The sequence below is a fragment of the Nakamurella aerolata genome, assembly GCF_013002705.1.
GTDB classification, from domain to species: domain Bacteria; phylum Actinomycetota; class Actinomycetes; order Mycobacteriales; family Nakamurellaceae; genus Nakamurella; species Nakamurella aerolata.
Genome location: NZ_JABEND010000003.1, coordinates 68,396 through 83,242 on the forward strand (window position 1 = coordinate 68,396; position 14,847 = coordinate 83,242).

General features: G+C 69.9%; 12 protein-coding genes and 1 pseudogene. 9 read left to right on the forward strand and 4 right to left on the reverse strand.

All coding sequences use genetic code 11. The features are described 5' to 3' along the window. The first annotated feature begins 270 nt into the window (after window positions 1–270). The 6 genes from HKD39_RS06450 to HKD39_RS06475 all read left to right on the forward strand — a co-directional run bounded on the left by HKD39_RS06450 (window position 271) and on the right by HKD39_RS06475 (window position 6,560). Window positions 271–1,647, forward strand: a complete 1,377-nt coding sequence (locus tag HKD39_RS06450) for an extracellular solute-binding protein (RefSeq protein ID WP_171199061.1) — start codon at window positions 271–273, stop codon at window positions 1,645–1,647. Beyond that, a complete protein-coding gene (locus HKD39_RS06455) occupies window positions 1,647–2,642 on the forward strand; it encodes an ABC transporter permease (RefSeq protein ID WP_171199062.1) in 996 nt (331 codons plus the stop codon). Before HKD39_RS06450 ends, HKD39_RS06455 begins: the two co-directional genes overlap by 1 nt. Continuing rightward, entirely contained in the window at window positions 2,642–3,550 is a 909-nt protein-coding gene (locus HKD39_RS06460; protein WP_212754128.1) for an ABC transporter permease, read from the forward strand. The genes HKD39_RS06455 and HKD39_RS06460 overlap by 1 nt, the downstream gene beginning before the upstream one ends. Then, on the forward strand, window positions 3,547–4,806 hold the full coding sequence (locus HKD39_RS06465) for an ABC transporter ATP-binding protein (RefSeq protein ID WP_212754130.1): 1,260 nt from the start codon (window positions 3,547–3,549) through the stop codon (window positions 4,804–4,806). Before HKD39_RS06460 ends, HKD39_RS06465 begins: the two co-directional genes overlap by 4 nt. Continuing rightward, complete coding sequence (locus HKD39_RS06470; RefSeq protein WP_171199063.1) at window positions 4,803–5,522, forward strand: glycerophosphodiester phosphodiesterase family protein; 720 nt, start codon at window positions 4,803–4,805, stop codon at window positions 5,520–5,522. Before HKD39_RS06465 ends, HKD39_RS06470 begins: the two co-directional genes overlap by 4 nt. A 153-nt stretch (window positions 5,523–5,675) precedes the next feature. Further along, window positions 5,676–6,560, forward strand: a complete 885-nt coding sequence (locus HKD39_RS06475; RefSeq protein ID WP_171199064.1) for an inositol monophosphatase family protein — start codon at window positions 5,676–5,678, stop codon at window positions 6,558–6,560. Window positions 6,561–6,796: 236 nt separating this feature from the next. On the opposite strand, the gene HKD39_RS06480 is transcribed toward HKD39_RS06475, so the two are convergent. Continuing rightward, window positions 6,797–7,210, reverse strand: a complete 414-nt coding sequence (locus HKD39_RS06480) for a DUF2537 domain-containing protein (RefSeq protein ID WP_171199065.1) — start codon at window positions 7,208–7,210, stop codon at window positions 6,797–6,799. Window positions 7,211–7,326: 116 nt separating this feature from the next. On the opposite strand from HKD39_RS06480, the gene HKD39_RS06485 reads away from it, so the two are divergent. Further along, the gene (locus tag HKD39_RS06485; RefSeq protein WP_171199066.1) at window positions 7,327–8,286 is read left to right on the forward strand and encodes a phosphotransferase family protein; all 960 of its coding nucleotides are present in this window, start codon (window positions 7,327–7,329) and stop codon (window positions 8,284–8,286) included. An 18-nt stretch (window positions 8,287–8,304) separates the two neighbouring features. Here the strand turns inward: HKD39_RS06485 and HKD39_RS19975 are convergent, their stop codons facing one another. The 3 genes from HKD39_RS19975 to HKD39_RS06500 form a co-directional block, all read right to left on the reverse strand. Beyond that, entirely contained in the window at window positions 8,305–8,769 is a 465-nt protein-coding gene (locus tag HKD39_RS19975) for an OsmC family protein (protein WP_171199067.1), read from the reverse strand. A gap of 459 nt (window positions 8,770–9,228) precedes the next feature. After that, complete coding sequence (locus HKD39_RS06495; RefSeq protein WP_171199068.1) at window positions 9,229–10,026, reverse strand: TrmH family RNA methyltransferase; 798 nt, start codon at window positions 10,024–10,026, stop codon at window positions 9,229–9,231. Between the two features lie 75 nt (window positions 10,027–10,101). Further along, window positions 10,102–13,386 carry a GH92 family glycosyl hydrolase gene (locus HKD39_RS06500; protein ID WP_425488428.1) on the reverse strand — a complete coding sequence of 1,095 codons (3,285 nt, stop codon included), beginning with the start codon at window positions 13,384–13,386 and terminating at the stop codon, window positions 10,102–10,104. A 609-nt stretch (window positions 13,387–13,995) separates the two neighbouring features. Here HKD39_RS06500 and HKD39_RS20765 point away from each other — a divergent pair. Further along, a pseudogene (locus tag HKD39_RS20765) lies at window positions 13,996–14,271 on the forward strand (enoyl-CoA hydratase/isomerase family protein); the annotation flags it as partial. A gap of 73 nt (window positions 14,272–14,344) precedes the next feature. Continuing rightward, a complete protein-coding gene (locus HKD39_RS06510) occupies window positions 14,345–14,845 on the forward strand; it encodes an MBL fold metallo-hydrolase (protein ID WP_171199070.1) in 501 nt (166 codons plus the stop codon). Window positions 14,846–14,847: the final 2 nt, after the last annotated feature.

The following is a 14,847-nucleotide window of genomic DNA, read 5'->3' on the forward strand; positions in this document are numbered from 1 at the left end:
CACCGTGCTCCCGCTTTTCGGGCACTTGGCGGCAGCAGTCTTGCCGACGGCCGTCACGCGCCGGGCCCCAGCGACGACGCCGCTCGCGGGCAGGTTCCCCCCGCTGCGACCCGGCGGCGCTAGCCGAGCCTGACCCCGTCCAGGGGCACGGCGCCGGCGGCAGCCGACCCAAGCCCCCTCGAGTACCCGCCAGGATTTCCCCCAATGCTTTCCCCGCTCCTCCCCCTTCCTCACCGCCCCCAAGAATTCCCACACGAAACGGAGATCGCCTTGAACGGCAGCCGGTCCCACCGATCCACCCGATCCGCCCGCTCCACCCGAGGCGCGGTCGTCGCCGCGGCGGCCACCACGGCCGTGGCCATGCTGCTCACCGCGTGCGGCAGCTCCACCGAGGTTTCCAGCGGAACCACCAGCACCTCCAGCACCGCCACCGACGGCGGTGCCGCAGCCGGCGCCGGTGCGGCCGGTTCCGGCGCGGCAGCAGCGGGTTCCGGGGCCGCGGGCTCGGGTGCGGCGGCTGCCGGATCGGGTGCGGCGGGCTCGGGTGCGGCCGCTGGTTCGGCCGCCGGCTCCGGCGCCGCCGGCGCCACCGGTTTCAGCTGCCCGGCCGGCGAGGACACCTTCACCTTTGCCTCCGGCGGCGACGTCAACATCCAGGATCTGTGGCAGAAGACGCTGCTGCCGGCCTGGTCGAAGGCCTGCCCGAACGTCAAGATCACCTTCAACTTCGACACCCACTCGCAGAACGCGAACCTCGATGTGTCGAAGGTGGCGGCGGCCATCAAGACCGGCAAGGACGTGCCGGTCGACCTCACCGACAACTTCTCCAACCAGGCCGCGAAGGCCGGGCTCACCGAGGTGCTCACCGCCTCCGATGTGCCTGCGCTGAGCAAGGTCTCCAAGACCGCGCTGGACGCCGTGAAGGGCGCGGCGGTGCCGTTCCGCGGCTCGTCGGTGCTGTTGGCCTACGACTCCACCAAGATCCAGAACCCGCCGAAGACCCTTGACGAGCTGCTCGCCTGGATCAAGGCGAACCCCGGCAAGTTCACCTACAACAGCCCGTCCACCGGCGGCAGCGGCGACTCCTTCATGGGCACGGTGGTGGCGTCCAAGATCGCCCCTGACGTGCTGAGCAAGATGCAGACCGACTACGACCCTTCGCTGGAATCGAACTTCAAGCCTGGCCTCGACATCCTGAAAGATCTGCAGGGCTCGCTGTACCAGAAGACCAACCCGAACGGGAACCAGGCGGTGCTCGACCTGCTCGCCAAGGGTGAGATCCAGCTGGCACCGGTGTGGTCCGACATGTTCTTGTCCGCGCAGAAGAACAAGCAGCTTCCGGAGACGGTGAAGGTCACCCAGATCTCCAATCCGTCGTTCACCGGTGGTGCGGCCTACATGGCCGTCATCAAGGGCACCAAGCACAAGGCGTCGGCCGCGGCGTTCGTCAACTGGCTGCTGCAGCCGGAGCAGCAGGCCACCATCGTCACCACCATTGCCGGCTTCCCGGCCATCCCGAATGCGGATCTGCCGGCTTCGGCGCAGGGCGCCTTCGATGGTGTTGAGACCCAGAACCTGCGGCCAGGGTTCGAGTCCAAGACCAACTCCGACCTGCAGAAGCAGTGGGCCCAGGCCGTCGCCGGCTGATGACAGTCCTTACCTCGCAAGACACTTCGCCGTCGCCGGCGGGCCCGTCCGGGTCGGCCGGCGACGGCGCCGGTGGCCGCAACGGCGCCGGCACCGGAGCGCGCAGACTCCGCCGCATCGGTTTCAGCGCCCTGATGGTCTCGCCGCCGGTGCTGGTGGTGCTGGTGTTCGTCGGCATCCCGGTGGTTACCGGCATCGCCTATGCGCTGGGGTACACCGGCGGCCCGAACGAGATGGCCACCATGCTGTCGAACTCGGTGCTGCGCAACAACGGTGCCCCGACGCTCGACGTCTTCGCCAAGATCTTCGACGACCCGCTGTTCCTCAAGGGCTTCTGGATCACCATCACCGTGACGGTGGTGACGGTCGTGGTCGTCACCGTGCTGGCCTGGGGAATCGCCTTGTACGCCAGGCTTTCCGGCAGCCGTTGGAGCCGGATCCTCACCGGCATCGCAGTGGTGCCGATGTTCATCCCGGTGGTGATCGGCGCCTACGCGATCCGCAACTTCTACCTCGGCTCCGGATTCTGGGGCAGCGTGTGGCAACTGCTCGGCGTGCAGATGGATCCGCTGAGCTACCACACCTCCGGTGTGATCATTGGGCAGATCTGGACATCGCTGCCGTTCGCGGTGCTGCTGATCTCCTCCGGAGTGGCGGCGGTGCCTGATGCGCTGATCCACGCCGCCCGCGATGCCGGCGCCTCGATGGCGCGGGCGGTCTGGTCGGTGATGGTGCCGATGGCGACGGTGCCGACGGTGATCGTCGCGACGTTCACCGGCGTCGGCGTGCTCGGCTCGTTCACCGTCCCGTTCATGATCGGAGCCACCAGCCCCACGATGCTTGGCGTGCAGATGGTGACCACCTACAACGCCTACGGTCTGCCGCAGGACGCCCAGGCCATGGCGGTGGTGCTGTTCCTGATGGCCATCCTGATCGGCTGGGGCTACGTCTGGGCGCAGGCCAGGCAGGCCCGCTCGTCGGCGGTGATGAACTGATGACCACCGTCAGCGCCGGAATCCCCTCGGGCCCGGCCACTGTCGACACCGACGGTGAGCTGGCCGACGACACCCGCCAGCTCACCCCCGCGGAGCGGCGCCGGCGGATGTTGTGGAAAGTCTTGGGCGCGTTGGCTTCCGCGGTGCTGGTGCTGTTCATCGTCGGGCCGCTGATCTGGCTGGCGCTGGCCGCCTTCTCCGACCAGTGGACCGCCCCTCGGCTGCTGCCGCAGAGCTGGACGCTGGACTGGTGGAAGACCGTGCTGGACCAGCCCGAGCTGGTCGAGTCGTTCTGGCGGTCGCTGCAGTTCGCGCTGATCGCCACCGCGGTGTCGGCCGCGATCTGTCTGCCGGCGGCATACGCGTTGGGGCGCACCAAGTTCCCGGGACGCCGGGTGGTGCTGATCGGATTGTTCGCCACCAACGCCTTCCCGAAGATGGGTCTGTACACCTCGATCGCGACGCTGTTCTACGCGATGAACCTGATGAACACCGGCACCGCGATCGTCATCGTGCAGCTGCTCGGCACCATCGTCACCATGGTGTGGATTCCGGCGGCGGCGTTCGCCTCGGTGCCACCGAGCCTGCTGGAGGCGGCCCGGGACGCCGGCGCCGGCCCGCTGCGGACGTTCTTCTCGATCACGTTGCGGCAGGCGATTCCCGGCATCGCGGTGGCGCTGATCCTGGCCTTCTTGGCCTGCTTCGACGAGGCCCAGGGCACCTACCTGGTGAAACCGGGCAGCTATTCGACCATGCCCACGATGATGTACACCCTGGTGGAGAACTACCCGGCGCAGGCCGCCGCGGTGTTCGCCATCGCGTTGACCATCCCCAGCGTGCTGTTGTTGCTGGCGGTGCGCAAGTACATTCTCGGCGGCCATCTGGCAGAAGGATTCCAAATCAAGTGAGCACCGGCCCCACCGGCACCGACAGTGCCGAGTTGTCCACCGATCAGCCGGCGGCACCGTCGCCGGCGCCGAACACGCGAACCGCGGCGCCCGCCACCGGGTCCGGGTCCACCGGGTCCACCGGTGCCACCGGGTCCGGGCCGTCCGGCGCTGCCCCCGGGGCGGTCCAGGCGGACGTCGCGCCCACCGCCGGCGGCAACGCCGAGATTCCCGCCGGCGCAGAGGGTTTGCGGCTGAGCCGTATCTCCAAGATTCTCGGCGGCCGCACCATCGTCGACACCCTCGACCTGACGGTGGCCAAGGGTGAGCTGGTGTGCCTGCTCGGCCCGTCCGGGTGTGGCAAGACCACCACACTGCGGATGATCGGCGGCTTCCTGCAGCCGGACAAGGGCCGGCTGACCATCAACGGCAAAGACTTCACCTTCGCCAAGCCGGAGCATCGGCCCACCGCGATGGTGTTCCAGAACTATGCGCTGTGGCCACACATGACGGTGGCCAAGAACATCGGATTCGGTCTCAAGGTGCGCAAGCTCAGCGCCGCGGCGATCCGGGAAAAGGTTGACTGGGCCCTCGATCTGCTCAGCCTGACCCACCACCGCGATTCCATGCCGGCGCGCATCTCCGGCGGCGAGCAGCAGCGCGTTGCGCTGGCGCGGGCGCTGGTGCTGGAGCCGGAGGTGCTGCTGATGGACGAGCCGCTGTCCAACCTTGACGCCAAGCTGCGGGTCTCGGTCCGCGAGACCATCAGGGAGATCCAGCAGCGGCTGGGCATCACCACCGTGTTCGTCACCCACGACCAGGAGGAGGCGCTGTCCATCGCCGACCGCGTCGCGGTGATGAACAACGGCAAGATCGAGCAGCTGGACGTCCCGGCCGAGCTGTACCGGTTGCCGCGCACCAGCTTTGTCGCCGGTTTCGTCGGGAGCATGAACACCCTTGACGTCGCCCCGCGGGACGGCGGGGTGCCGTTGGCCGACGGTACCGTGCTGCCGTGCGAGCGGATGTCGGGTGACGCCGGAGACGCGGTGTGGATCCGTCCGGAAGATCTGGTGATCGAGCCGGAGGGGGCGCCCGGAAGCACCAGAGCCGTTGTGCTGCGGGTGATCCCGCGCGGGCACTACCGCGAGGTGCTGCTGCAGTGCCACGGCACAACGCTGCGCTCGTTCACCGACACCGAACCGGAGGCCGAGCAGGCGGTCGGGGTGCGGGCCACCGACGCGCTGGTGTACGCCGACGGCGTGTTGGTGCAGCAGTGAGCGTCCGCACCATCGCCCACCGCGGCGCCTGGGGCGATCCGGCGGCCGGCGGGCCGGTGGAGAACACCGTCGAAGCGGTCCAGGCCGCCATCGCCGCCGGTGCCGACATGGTGGAGATCGACGTCCGGTTGACCGCCGACGGCGCCCCGATGCTGCTGCACGACGACACCCTTGAGCGGATCTGGGGCCGCGAGGAGCCGATCGAAGAGCTGACCAGGGCGCAGGTTCGCAAGCTGCCTTCCGTTGCCGGGCAACGGATCCCCGACCTTGCCGAGGTGGTGGAGCTGGCCGACGGCGCCGGCGCACAGCTGATGGTGGACCTGCCGCGGGAGGCCGCCGGGCCGGTGGCGCACGAGGCCATCCGGAAGCTGGGCGCGTTGGACGGCGCGCTGTTCGCCGGTCAGACCAAGGCGCTGCGGGCGCACAGCGCATCGGCCAGGATCGCGCTGAGTTGGTACCAACTGGAAGAACCCACCGAAGAACTGCTGGCCGAGCGCGCACCGGAGTTCTTCAACCCGCATTACCGGTTGCTGCACGCCGATCTCGCCGACCGGATGCACGCCCGCGGGTTGCGCGTCTCGGTCTGGACCGTTGACCATCCCCGCGACATGGCCGCGGCCTATGCCCAGGGCGCCGACGCCATCACCAGCAACCGCATTGCCGACCTGGTGCAGGTGGCAGCAGCCGTCCCGGCAGCCACCGAACCCATCACCTAACCCAGTCACCGAGCCCCCGCCCCGAGCCCCAGTCGCCGAGCCCCGTCCCCGAGTCCCGCCGCCAAGCCCCCTGTGGCCCAGCCCATCCGGCACGATGACACGGCCACTGCCCCTTGTCCCTCCGCACCGCCAACCGCATGGAAGCGAGCCCCGATGAGCACCGCCGGTACCACCGGACCCAGCGGAACCACTGGAACCACAGCGGATCCCGCTCGGTGGGATCCGGCGCAGGCCACCGAACTGCTGCTGGCGCTGTCCGCCGACGCGGCCAGGCGGATCGCCACCCACCGCGCCGAGACCGTGACCACCAAGGCTCACGCGGCCGACCTGGTCACCGAGCTGGACACCGGCATCGAACGCTCGGTCCGCGCCGCCGTGCTCGACGCCTTTCCCGACCAGCACTTCATCGGCGAGGAGGACGGCTCGTCCGGCGCCGCTGATGCCCGCGTCGTGTGGTACTGCGATCCGGTGGACGGCACCACCAACTACGCCAATGACCTTGGCTGGAGCTCATTCTCGCTGGCGGCCGCCGACGCGTCCGGTCCGCTGATCGGGGCGGTGGCGCATCCCACCCGCCGGGAGATTCTGCTTGCGGTGCGCGGGCAGGGCGCGCACCGCTATCTGCTCGACGCCGACCATGCCGTGACGGGCGAACCGAAGCCGGTGCACGCGCTGACCACAGACTCGTTGGGCGGCACCGTTTTCACCACCGAGCTGCTGGCGCACCAACCGTGGCACGGGCTTTTCCCGATGATGCAATCGCTGGCCGATGTGGCCTGCACCTGCCGCATCATGGGCTCGTCGGCGCTGACCCTGCTGCAGGTGGGCGCCGGGCGGGCCGCCGGCGCGACCATCGCCAGCTGGTCCCCCATCGACAACATCGCCGCGGTGCTGATCGGCGTCGAGGCCGGCGCGGTCTGCCTGGACGAGCAGGGCAACGCCACCACCGGCCCAGATGACGGCGGCATTCTGCTCGCCGCGCCGAACGTCGCCGACCAGCTGTACACCTTGTGGCGCAACGCGATCAGCCAGCGCTGAGCTCACTGGGATTTCACCGGACGGTGCAGGTTGCCTGGCACGGTGCCGCCGACTTGGTGGCGTCGGCACCGTGGTGGCGCCACCAGGGCAGTGGCGCCGCAACAGGCGAAAAATCGGCGTGTCGAATCGCGTTTGCCCAGGCCGACCTGCGCAAACTGGTGTCGAGCCGCACATCTTTCCGCTGAGCAGCTCGGGCGGTCGCTGGGGCCTGGCGATGGTGGGTGACCGCGGCAGCCTCAGCCGGCCAGCACCATGAACCAGCCGATCAGAATGCCGACACCGGCCCCGCCGGCCAGAAACCGCAGCACCGGAATGCCGCGGGACAACCACAACGCGGGTGCCATCCCGGCGGCGATCACCAGATTGACGATCACCGCCAGCCAGCCCTGACCGCGATTGGACAGGCCGGAGCTGAGCACCACGATTGCCAGCGCGACGATGATGCCGATGAAGGCCGCGAGCACCAGACCCTGGCCCCACGGCGTCGGCGCCTGCTCACGCCGGGACTGCTCGACCCAGCGCCATTCCCGCCGCCGATGGTCGCCGCCGTCCCCGCCGGACCCATCGTGGTCGGACGGCGCGGCCGGCAGATCGGGCACCACAGACAGCGGCGTCTCCGGCCAGCTTGCTGGCGTCGATCGGTCGGTCACCGCTCCAGTCTGACACCACCGGCGCGGCTGGTCATCGCACGTCATTGCGCACGCCTGCCGCGGGGCGACCGACCCGCAGCGTGCCGAGCCTGCGCGGCGTCTGGGAACCTGAGCCCATGTCGTCCTCGCCATCATCGAGTGTGTCGGCCGCATGGCTGCGCCGGGTAGCGGCCGAGCTCGGCCTGCCGGAGGGGACGCCGCGGCCGCTCACCGACGCCGGCGGCGTCAACGTCGTCGTCGTGGTGGGGACCGGCGCCGATCGGTGGGTGATCCGGGCGCCGAAGGACCTGCGCTCGGCGGACGTCTTCGCGGCAGAACAGTGGTCGGCCCGGCAGGCCAGATCGCTCGGCATCGCCACCCCCGCGGTGACGCACGTCGGCACGCTGGACGATCGTCCGTTCAGCGCACAGCGTTTCGTCGCCGGAACACCCGCCCTGGACGCACCGCACCGCCACGACGAGCTGTGGACGACGCTGGGCGAGTACTGCCTGCGCATCGGCCGGATCCAGCCGGCGGAGGGGGCCCCCGACGTGCTGTTCTCCCGCTTCGGTGCCGACCTGCCGACAGCCTGGACCGCGCACCTTGACTACAACCTCGATCAGCTCGACGCCGACGACCGGCTGCTGCGGATCGGGGCGCTCAGCACCGCCGAGCAGCGCCAGGTCGCCGACCGGATCGAGGTGCTGCGGGCGTTGCCGCCGCGGTTCGGCCTGAGCCACGGCGATCTCGCGCTCCGCAATCTGATGTTGCCCGACCCGTCGCTGGCCGGCGATGCCGCGCCGACGCTGATCGATTGGGGCAGCGCCGCTTTCGGGCCCGTCCCCTGGCGCGACCTCTACCAGGTCGACCGCGACCGGCGCCGCGAAGGCGTCACCAGCTGGCGACAGCTCGGACGGTTCGCCGAGGCCGCCGGTGTCGACCTGATCGCCGAGTGGGACACCCTGGTCAGCTACCGGCTGCTGCAGCACGTTGACCTGGTGCGCTGGGCCCTTGACCGTCGACCCGATCTGGTGCCGGACACCATGGCGCAACTCCGCGAGGTGCTCGACGACACCTCAACTCCGGCACCGGGCTGACGATCCGGCGGCGCTCGGCTACCGGTCGGCCGCGTCGGCGATCGAGCTGGTGACCGAGGTCGGCAGCTCCACCGTGCGGCTGACCGTGCACAGCCGCTCGTGCGAGCGGCGCACCGCGTCGGGCAGCACCTCCCGGGCGGCGTCGCCGGCCTCGCCCTCGGGAAAGGTCACCGAGAAGCTCAGGGTGACGTCCTGCAGCCGGTTGCCACCCTCGTCGCGGATCTTCTCGGCGCCGACCACCATGTCGAAGGTCTGGGGCTCGGCGCGCCGGCTGGTGAGAATGTCGACGTCGATGCCCGAGCAGCCGGCCACCGCGGCCAGCAGCAACTCCACCGGGGTGAAATCGTCGTCGTGCCCCGAGCCGATCTCGATGGTGCCGCCACGCGCATTGGTGGCGCGGAACCGCCCGGCACCGGTGCGCCTCACCCGCACCTCGCGATGGCTCTGCGCTTCAGGATGAGGTCCCTTCGGAAGGTTCGTCACCCTTGCAGCCTGCCACTTCTTCGGCTCCGGCCGGTGCTGGGAGTGGTGGGCGCCGACTCCGGTGTGCAGCCGCCCCGCTGGGCTTCGCCGCACCTGTCCGGCTCGCGCGCTCGCCGGCCAGCTGCCGCTGCAGAATCGCGGGGCGCCTCACCCCTGCGTCGGCGCCCTTGGGTCGGGCACTGCTGCCTGACCACCGGAGCGTGGCACTGCTGACGGGCTCCTCGGGCAGTGGATGTTCGGCGAGGCGTGTCGGCCGAACGACACATGTGACCTGCCCGAACGAGGGGGAGCTGCGAGGGGCGCAGCCGCAGGGGTGGGGCGCGGCCGCGTCTCTGCAGCGGCGGCGGCCCGAGCGAGCGCAGCGCAGCCGGGCAGGCGGTGCGAAGCCTAGCGGCGCGCCTCATCCCGGAGGCGGCGCCGCACCAACTCAAACGAGCGCCAACTCGAACGAGCGCCGACTCAAGCGAGCGATGCGAAGGCGATGGCGGCGGCGGTGGCGACGTTGAGGGAGTCGACGTCGCGGGACATCGGGATGCGGACGGCGAGGTCGGCGGCGGCAATGGCGGCGTCCGTCAGCCCTGGCCCCTCGGAGCCGAGCAGTATCGCGGTCTTGCCGGCGGCCAGCCCGGCGCTCCCCAGCGGGACGGCATCGGCGCGCGGCGTCAGCGCGGCAATGCGGAACCCGTTGGCGTGCAACAGGTCCACTCCGTCGTCCAGCCAGGGCAGGGTGGCGAACGGCACGGCGAGCACGTGGCCCATCGAGACCCGAACGCTGCGCCGGTAGAGCGGGTCGGCGCAGCCGGCGGCGAGCAGCACCCCGTCCACCCCGAGCGCGGCGGCGTTGCGGAAGATGCTGCCGAGGTTCTCGTGGTCGCCGACGCCTTCAAGCACCGCGACGCTGCGCGCTGCTGCCAGCAGCCCAGCGGCGTCCGGCTGCGGCGCCCGGTCGGCGGTGGCCAGCACCCCGCGGTTGAGGTGGAAACCGACGGCCGCGGCCATCACCTCGGCGTCGGCGACAAAGAACGGGACGTCGAGGTGCGCGAGGTCGTCAGCCAGCTCGTGGTAGCGCCGGGCGACGCCGAGCAGCGCCCGCATCGGGTACGGCGAGGCGATCATCCGGCGCACCACAACGGTGCCCTCGGCGATCACCAAACCCTTGCCGCCCGGCCGATCCGGCCGCCGGTCCGCGCGCTTGAGGTCGCGGAAGTCGGCAAGCCGCGGATCGGCCGGGTCGTCGATGTCGATGCGCTGCGCCACCGCATCATTGTGGCCGGTGCCGTGGGGCCGGCGGTTTCACTGGGCCAGCGGTGTCACCGGGCCGGCGGCACCGCGCTACGACAGGGTGATCGCGTAGAGCTCAAGGTTGGTCTGGTTCGGCAGCTGCACCGACTGCACCGTCTTGGTCGGGTCCAGTTTCAGCTCGGCCGCGTACAGCTGCACCGGCGGGCCGTCCTGCCCCTGCCCCGCCTTGATCCGGTGCGGCATGTTCAACGCCAGGGTGTTGCCGGACGCGGGGTTGCCGGAGGCCCAGTCCGTCATGGTCAGCGGTACCGCGCCGGCGGTGCCATCGGTGTACTGCACCGTCAGCTCGGTGCGTTGGGTGCCGTTGTGCGCGGCCCCGAGCACCGCCATGCTGGCATGTTTGCCCGCCGGCAACAGCAGCGTCTGCCCGCGGGCCTCGACGAAGTTCTTTGCGGTGCCTGCGGTTTGCGGGAAGGTGTAGGTCTTGCCCGCCAGCTCTCCGACGCCCGGTGTGGGCATCAGGGCCGCGTCGAAGCTCCAGCCGACACCGTCGAAGTTGCCCTCGGTGCTGGCCGCGACGGTGGCGACACCGTCGTGGTTGTAGGCGGCGGTCAGGTCGACGGCGCAGTTGCTGCCGGTGGTGGCGCACTGCGGTGCCGGCGCCAGCGTCACGGTCACGGTCCGGGTGACGGTCTTCGCGCCGGGGGCACTCGCCGTCACCGTCACCTGGTACTCACCGGCAGCGGCACCGGCCGGGATGCCGAGGGTGAACGGCACGTCGGCGCTGGCCGGCAAACCCTTGCTGCGCAACACTTCCGTGGCCTTGGCCGGCTTCACCGTCCAGCCGGACGGGGCGGTGGCCGTCAGCGTCACCGGCAGGCTGCCCTGGGTCTGGCCGACCAGTGCGGCGGTGAGGGTGGTGCTGCGGGTGCCGGTCGGCAGCAGCACCGGACTCGGGCTGACCGTCATCGACAACGACGTCGGAACCTGCACCGGCCGGCTGCTCACGCTCGGTGGGGCGTCGGCCGGGCCGGTGCCCCAGGTGCTCGGCTGCGGCCCGACGGTGTAGTCCAGCGATCCCCCGCGCCGCAACGCATCCCAGCTCACCCAGCTCTTGCTGGTGGCCTTGCCGTTCACACTCACCTGCTGCACGTAGCGGTTGTCGTCGCTGACGCCGTCGGCGGTGATGGTCAGCTTCCCGCCCTGCGCCGCTGCACCCGAGTTCGCGTCGCCGACGGTGATCTCGGTCTTCGGGAACTGCGGGGACGACAGCACGAAGAAGTTGGCGCCGCTCATGGTCGGGTAGATGCCCCACGAGGAGAACACGTACCAGGCCGACATGGTGCCGAGATCGTCGTTACCCGTCATGCCGTCCGGTCCGGTGGTGAACAGCGTGAACGCCGCGCGCACAACGGTGGCGATCTTCGACGGCTCACCGGCCCAGGCATACATGTACGGGGACAACAGGTCCGGCTCGTTGTTGGGGTTGTAGGTGTGCTTGGCGTAGTAGTCGTAGGGGCCGGCGATCCACTCGTTCCGCGCGGTCCCCTCCGGGTCGGCGAGCAAATCGTCGTAGGCGAAGAACTCGTCGAGCGCGTTGATGGTGCCCGGCTTGCCGCCGAGCAGGCCGACAAGACCCGCCGGGTCCTGCGGCACAAGCCAGCGGTACTGGTAGGCGCCGCCCTCGTGGAACTGCTCAGCGGCTGCCACCGGGTCGTACGGGGTCATCCAGCTGCCGTCCTCGGCGCGCGGCCGGAACTGCTGGATCCGGGAATCCCAGAGGTTGCGGTACCACTGCCCGCGCTGGGTGAACATCGCGGCGTCGTCCTTGTGGCCCAAGGCTTTCGCCATCAACGCGAGCGAGGCGTCTGCGGCCGAGTACTCCAGGGTGGCCGACGCCGGATGGTCGCAGTCGTTGTCGCCGCCGTGGCTGACGCAGTCGGCGGTGCCCGGCTTGCCCATGCTCAGGCCGTACGGGATGTAGCCGAGCCGGGCGTAATACTCCTGACCGGAGCGGCCGTTGTACTGCGAGTCCGGCGGCGGCAGCTCGGTGGCGTTTCGCCGCATCAACTGATACGCCCGCTCCTCGTTGCCGGCCAGGAAGCCCTTCGACCAGCCCTCCACCAAGAACGGGGTGACCGGGTCGCCCGTCATGATGTTGGTCTCGCTGTTCACCAGCGCCCAACGCGGCAGCCAGCCACCCTGCTCACCGATCGCCAGGATCGACAGGTACGAGTCGCGTGCGACGTCCGGGGCCAGCACCTCGAGCAGCTGGTTCTGCGGACGGTAGGTGTCCCACAGCGAGAAGTTCTGCCGCGGCGTGAAATCCGTTGCCTTGTGGACCTTTCCGTCCCAGCCCAGATAGTTGCCGTCGACGTCGCCGGCCAGGTTCGGGTGCAGCATGGCGTGGTACAGCGCGGTGTAGTAGGCGGTGCGTCGCTCGTCGGTGCCGCCGGTGATCCTGGCCTTGCCGAGCTCGGTGTTCCAGCGCCCAGCGAGGGCGGCCCTGGTGGCGTCGAAGTCGAAACCGTCCTTGGTCTCGGCCTGCAGGTTCTTGCGGGCGCCGGCAAGGCCGGTGTAGCTCAGCGCGATTTTGACGGTGGCGTTGCTGGTGCCGTCCGGGAAGGTGACGTAGGCACCGTTGTTGACGTTGTTGCCGCCCTTGCCCGCGGCGTCGCGGCTGCCGGCGGTGATGGTGTTGCCGGTCCAGGTGCCGAAGCTGGCGAACGGCTTGTCGAACTGCGCCGTGAAGTACACCGTGTGCTGGTCTTTGCCGGCGCAGAAGTTGCCGTCCCGGATCCGGCCCTCGATGGTGCGGTCGCCGACCACGGTGATCTCGGAGTCGAGCACCGTCATGTTGGCCTTGCCGGTGGAGAACAGCACGTTGGCCTGCTTGCCCGCTGGGAAGGTGTAGCGCTGCCAACCGGTCCGGTCGGTGGCGGTGAGCTCGGCCTTGATGCCGTAGTCGGCCAGCCCCACCGAGTAGTAGCCGGGGGTGGCGGACTCGTCGTCGTGCGAGTACTTGGAGCCGTACTGCCGGTAGTCGACGGTGTCGACGGCGCCGGTGGTCGGCATCACCGGCAGTTCGCCGACGACGCCGCAGCCGACCCCGGAAAGGTGCGTCTGGCTGAAGCCGTAGATCTCGTCCTGCTGGTAGTCGTAGCCGCCCTGGCCGCCGGTGTCCGGGCTGACCTGCACCATGCCGAACGGCGCCGAGGCACCGGGAAAGGTGTTGCCGAAGTTCTGGGTACCGACGAACGGGTTCACCCAGCGGGTGAGATCGTCGGCGGCGGCCGGGGCAGCAGCTTGCGGTGCCGCGGCGGCGAGGTCGACGGCCGCCGGCGCCGCTGGCTTGCCGGCGGCCGGGGCGGCCAGCGCGGTGCCGGCGGTGAGGGTGGCAATGGCCACCAGCGCGGTGGGCAGCAACAGGCGACGACGACGTTGTCCGAGCACAGGTCCTCTTTCCGTCCGGTGCCGCGTCCGGGGGGACGCAGCTCTTGGCCTGAAGCAGGCATCGAGTTCACAGGCGCAACGACCAACCGCTCCCGACATCGTTGTCAGCATCTGACCCTGGCAGCCTGACCGGGCTCGGTCAAGAGCAGATCGTCCTAGCCACCCGATCGCCGCCGGGATTTCAGCACCACCGACAGAAGCGGCGCGATTTACCCCGAATCCCTGGCAAAAACGACCGGTTGTGCGGCTGGTGCTGAATCTTGGCCGGTCACCGTCGACCGCCGGCGCAACTGTTGACGGCGCACAACGCCAGCACGGCGGCTTGTTGCGTTGCCACATGGCGACCTCGCAGCCGGGCCGCCGACACTGGACCAACACCGGACCGGACCACACCCACACCAGACCACCAGTCCGGACGAGTCGGTTGCCCAAGGAGACGCTGTCGTGAACCAACCAGCAGCCCATCAGTCGAGCACCGAAGGCCGGCCGGACGGCTCGGTGTGGATCACACTCGACCGCGGCGACCGCAACATGCTGGACGCCGACCTCACCACCTGGCTGCTTGATAAACTCCGCAGGGCGGACGCCGACGCCCCACCCGCCATCGTGCTGACCGGCGCCGGCACCACCTTCTGCGGCGGCGCCGACGGCCCGTACCTGCGCGAGAGCAGGACCGCCGCGGTGTTCGCCGAGGCCGCCGTGCAACTGTTCGAGCTGCTGCACACCATGGGAACGCCGCTGGTCGCCGCGCTCAACGGCGACGCACTGGCCGGCGGCTTCGGGCTGGTCTGCCTCGCCGACATCGTGGTGGCGGTCGACGGTGCCAAGCTCGGCACCATCGAGGCCTCGCTCGGGTCGTGCGCAGGTCCACGAGATCGAGGTGCCCGATGTCGGCGCCCGGCCGCTGGGCCCGAGGGCCCCACAGATGGACCCGTTCGTGATCGCCGAGGACGACCGCGTCAAGGTGTCGGCGATCCTGGTGCCGCACGGCCCGGTGTTCCCGGCGTTCGCGTTTCGCTTCGACACCGACTACGGCTCCGTGGTGTTCTCCGGCGACACCACCTACACCGACAACATCGTCACGCTGGCGCGCGATGCCGACGTTCTGGTGCACGAGGCCATCAACATCGCCGGCGCCGCCGGGCTGACCGACGCCCACAGGGACCACCTGATCGAGTCGCACATCGAGGTGCAGCAGGCCGGGCCGATCGCCCAGCGCGCCGGGGCGAAACACCTTGTGCTGTCGCACATCGCCGACTTCGTCGACAACCCGATCAACCTCGGGCAGTGGCGCAAGTGGGCGCAGCGCGGCTACCGCGGCAAGGTCACCGTCGCGCGGGATCTCGACCGGGTGCAGGTCGGGGCGCGGCCGAAGCGGTGAGC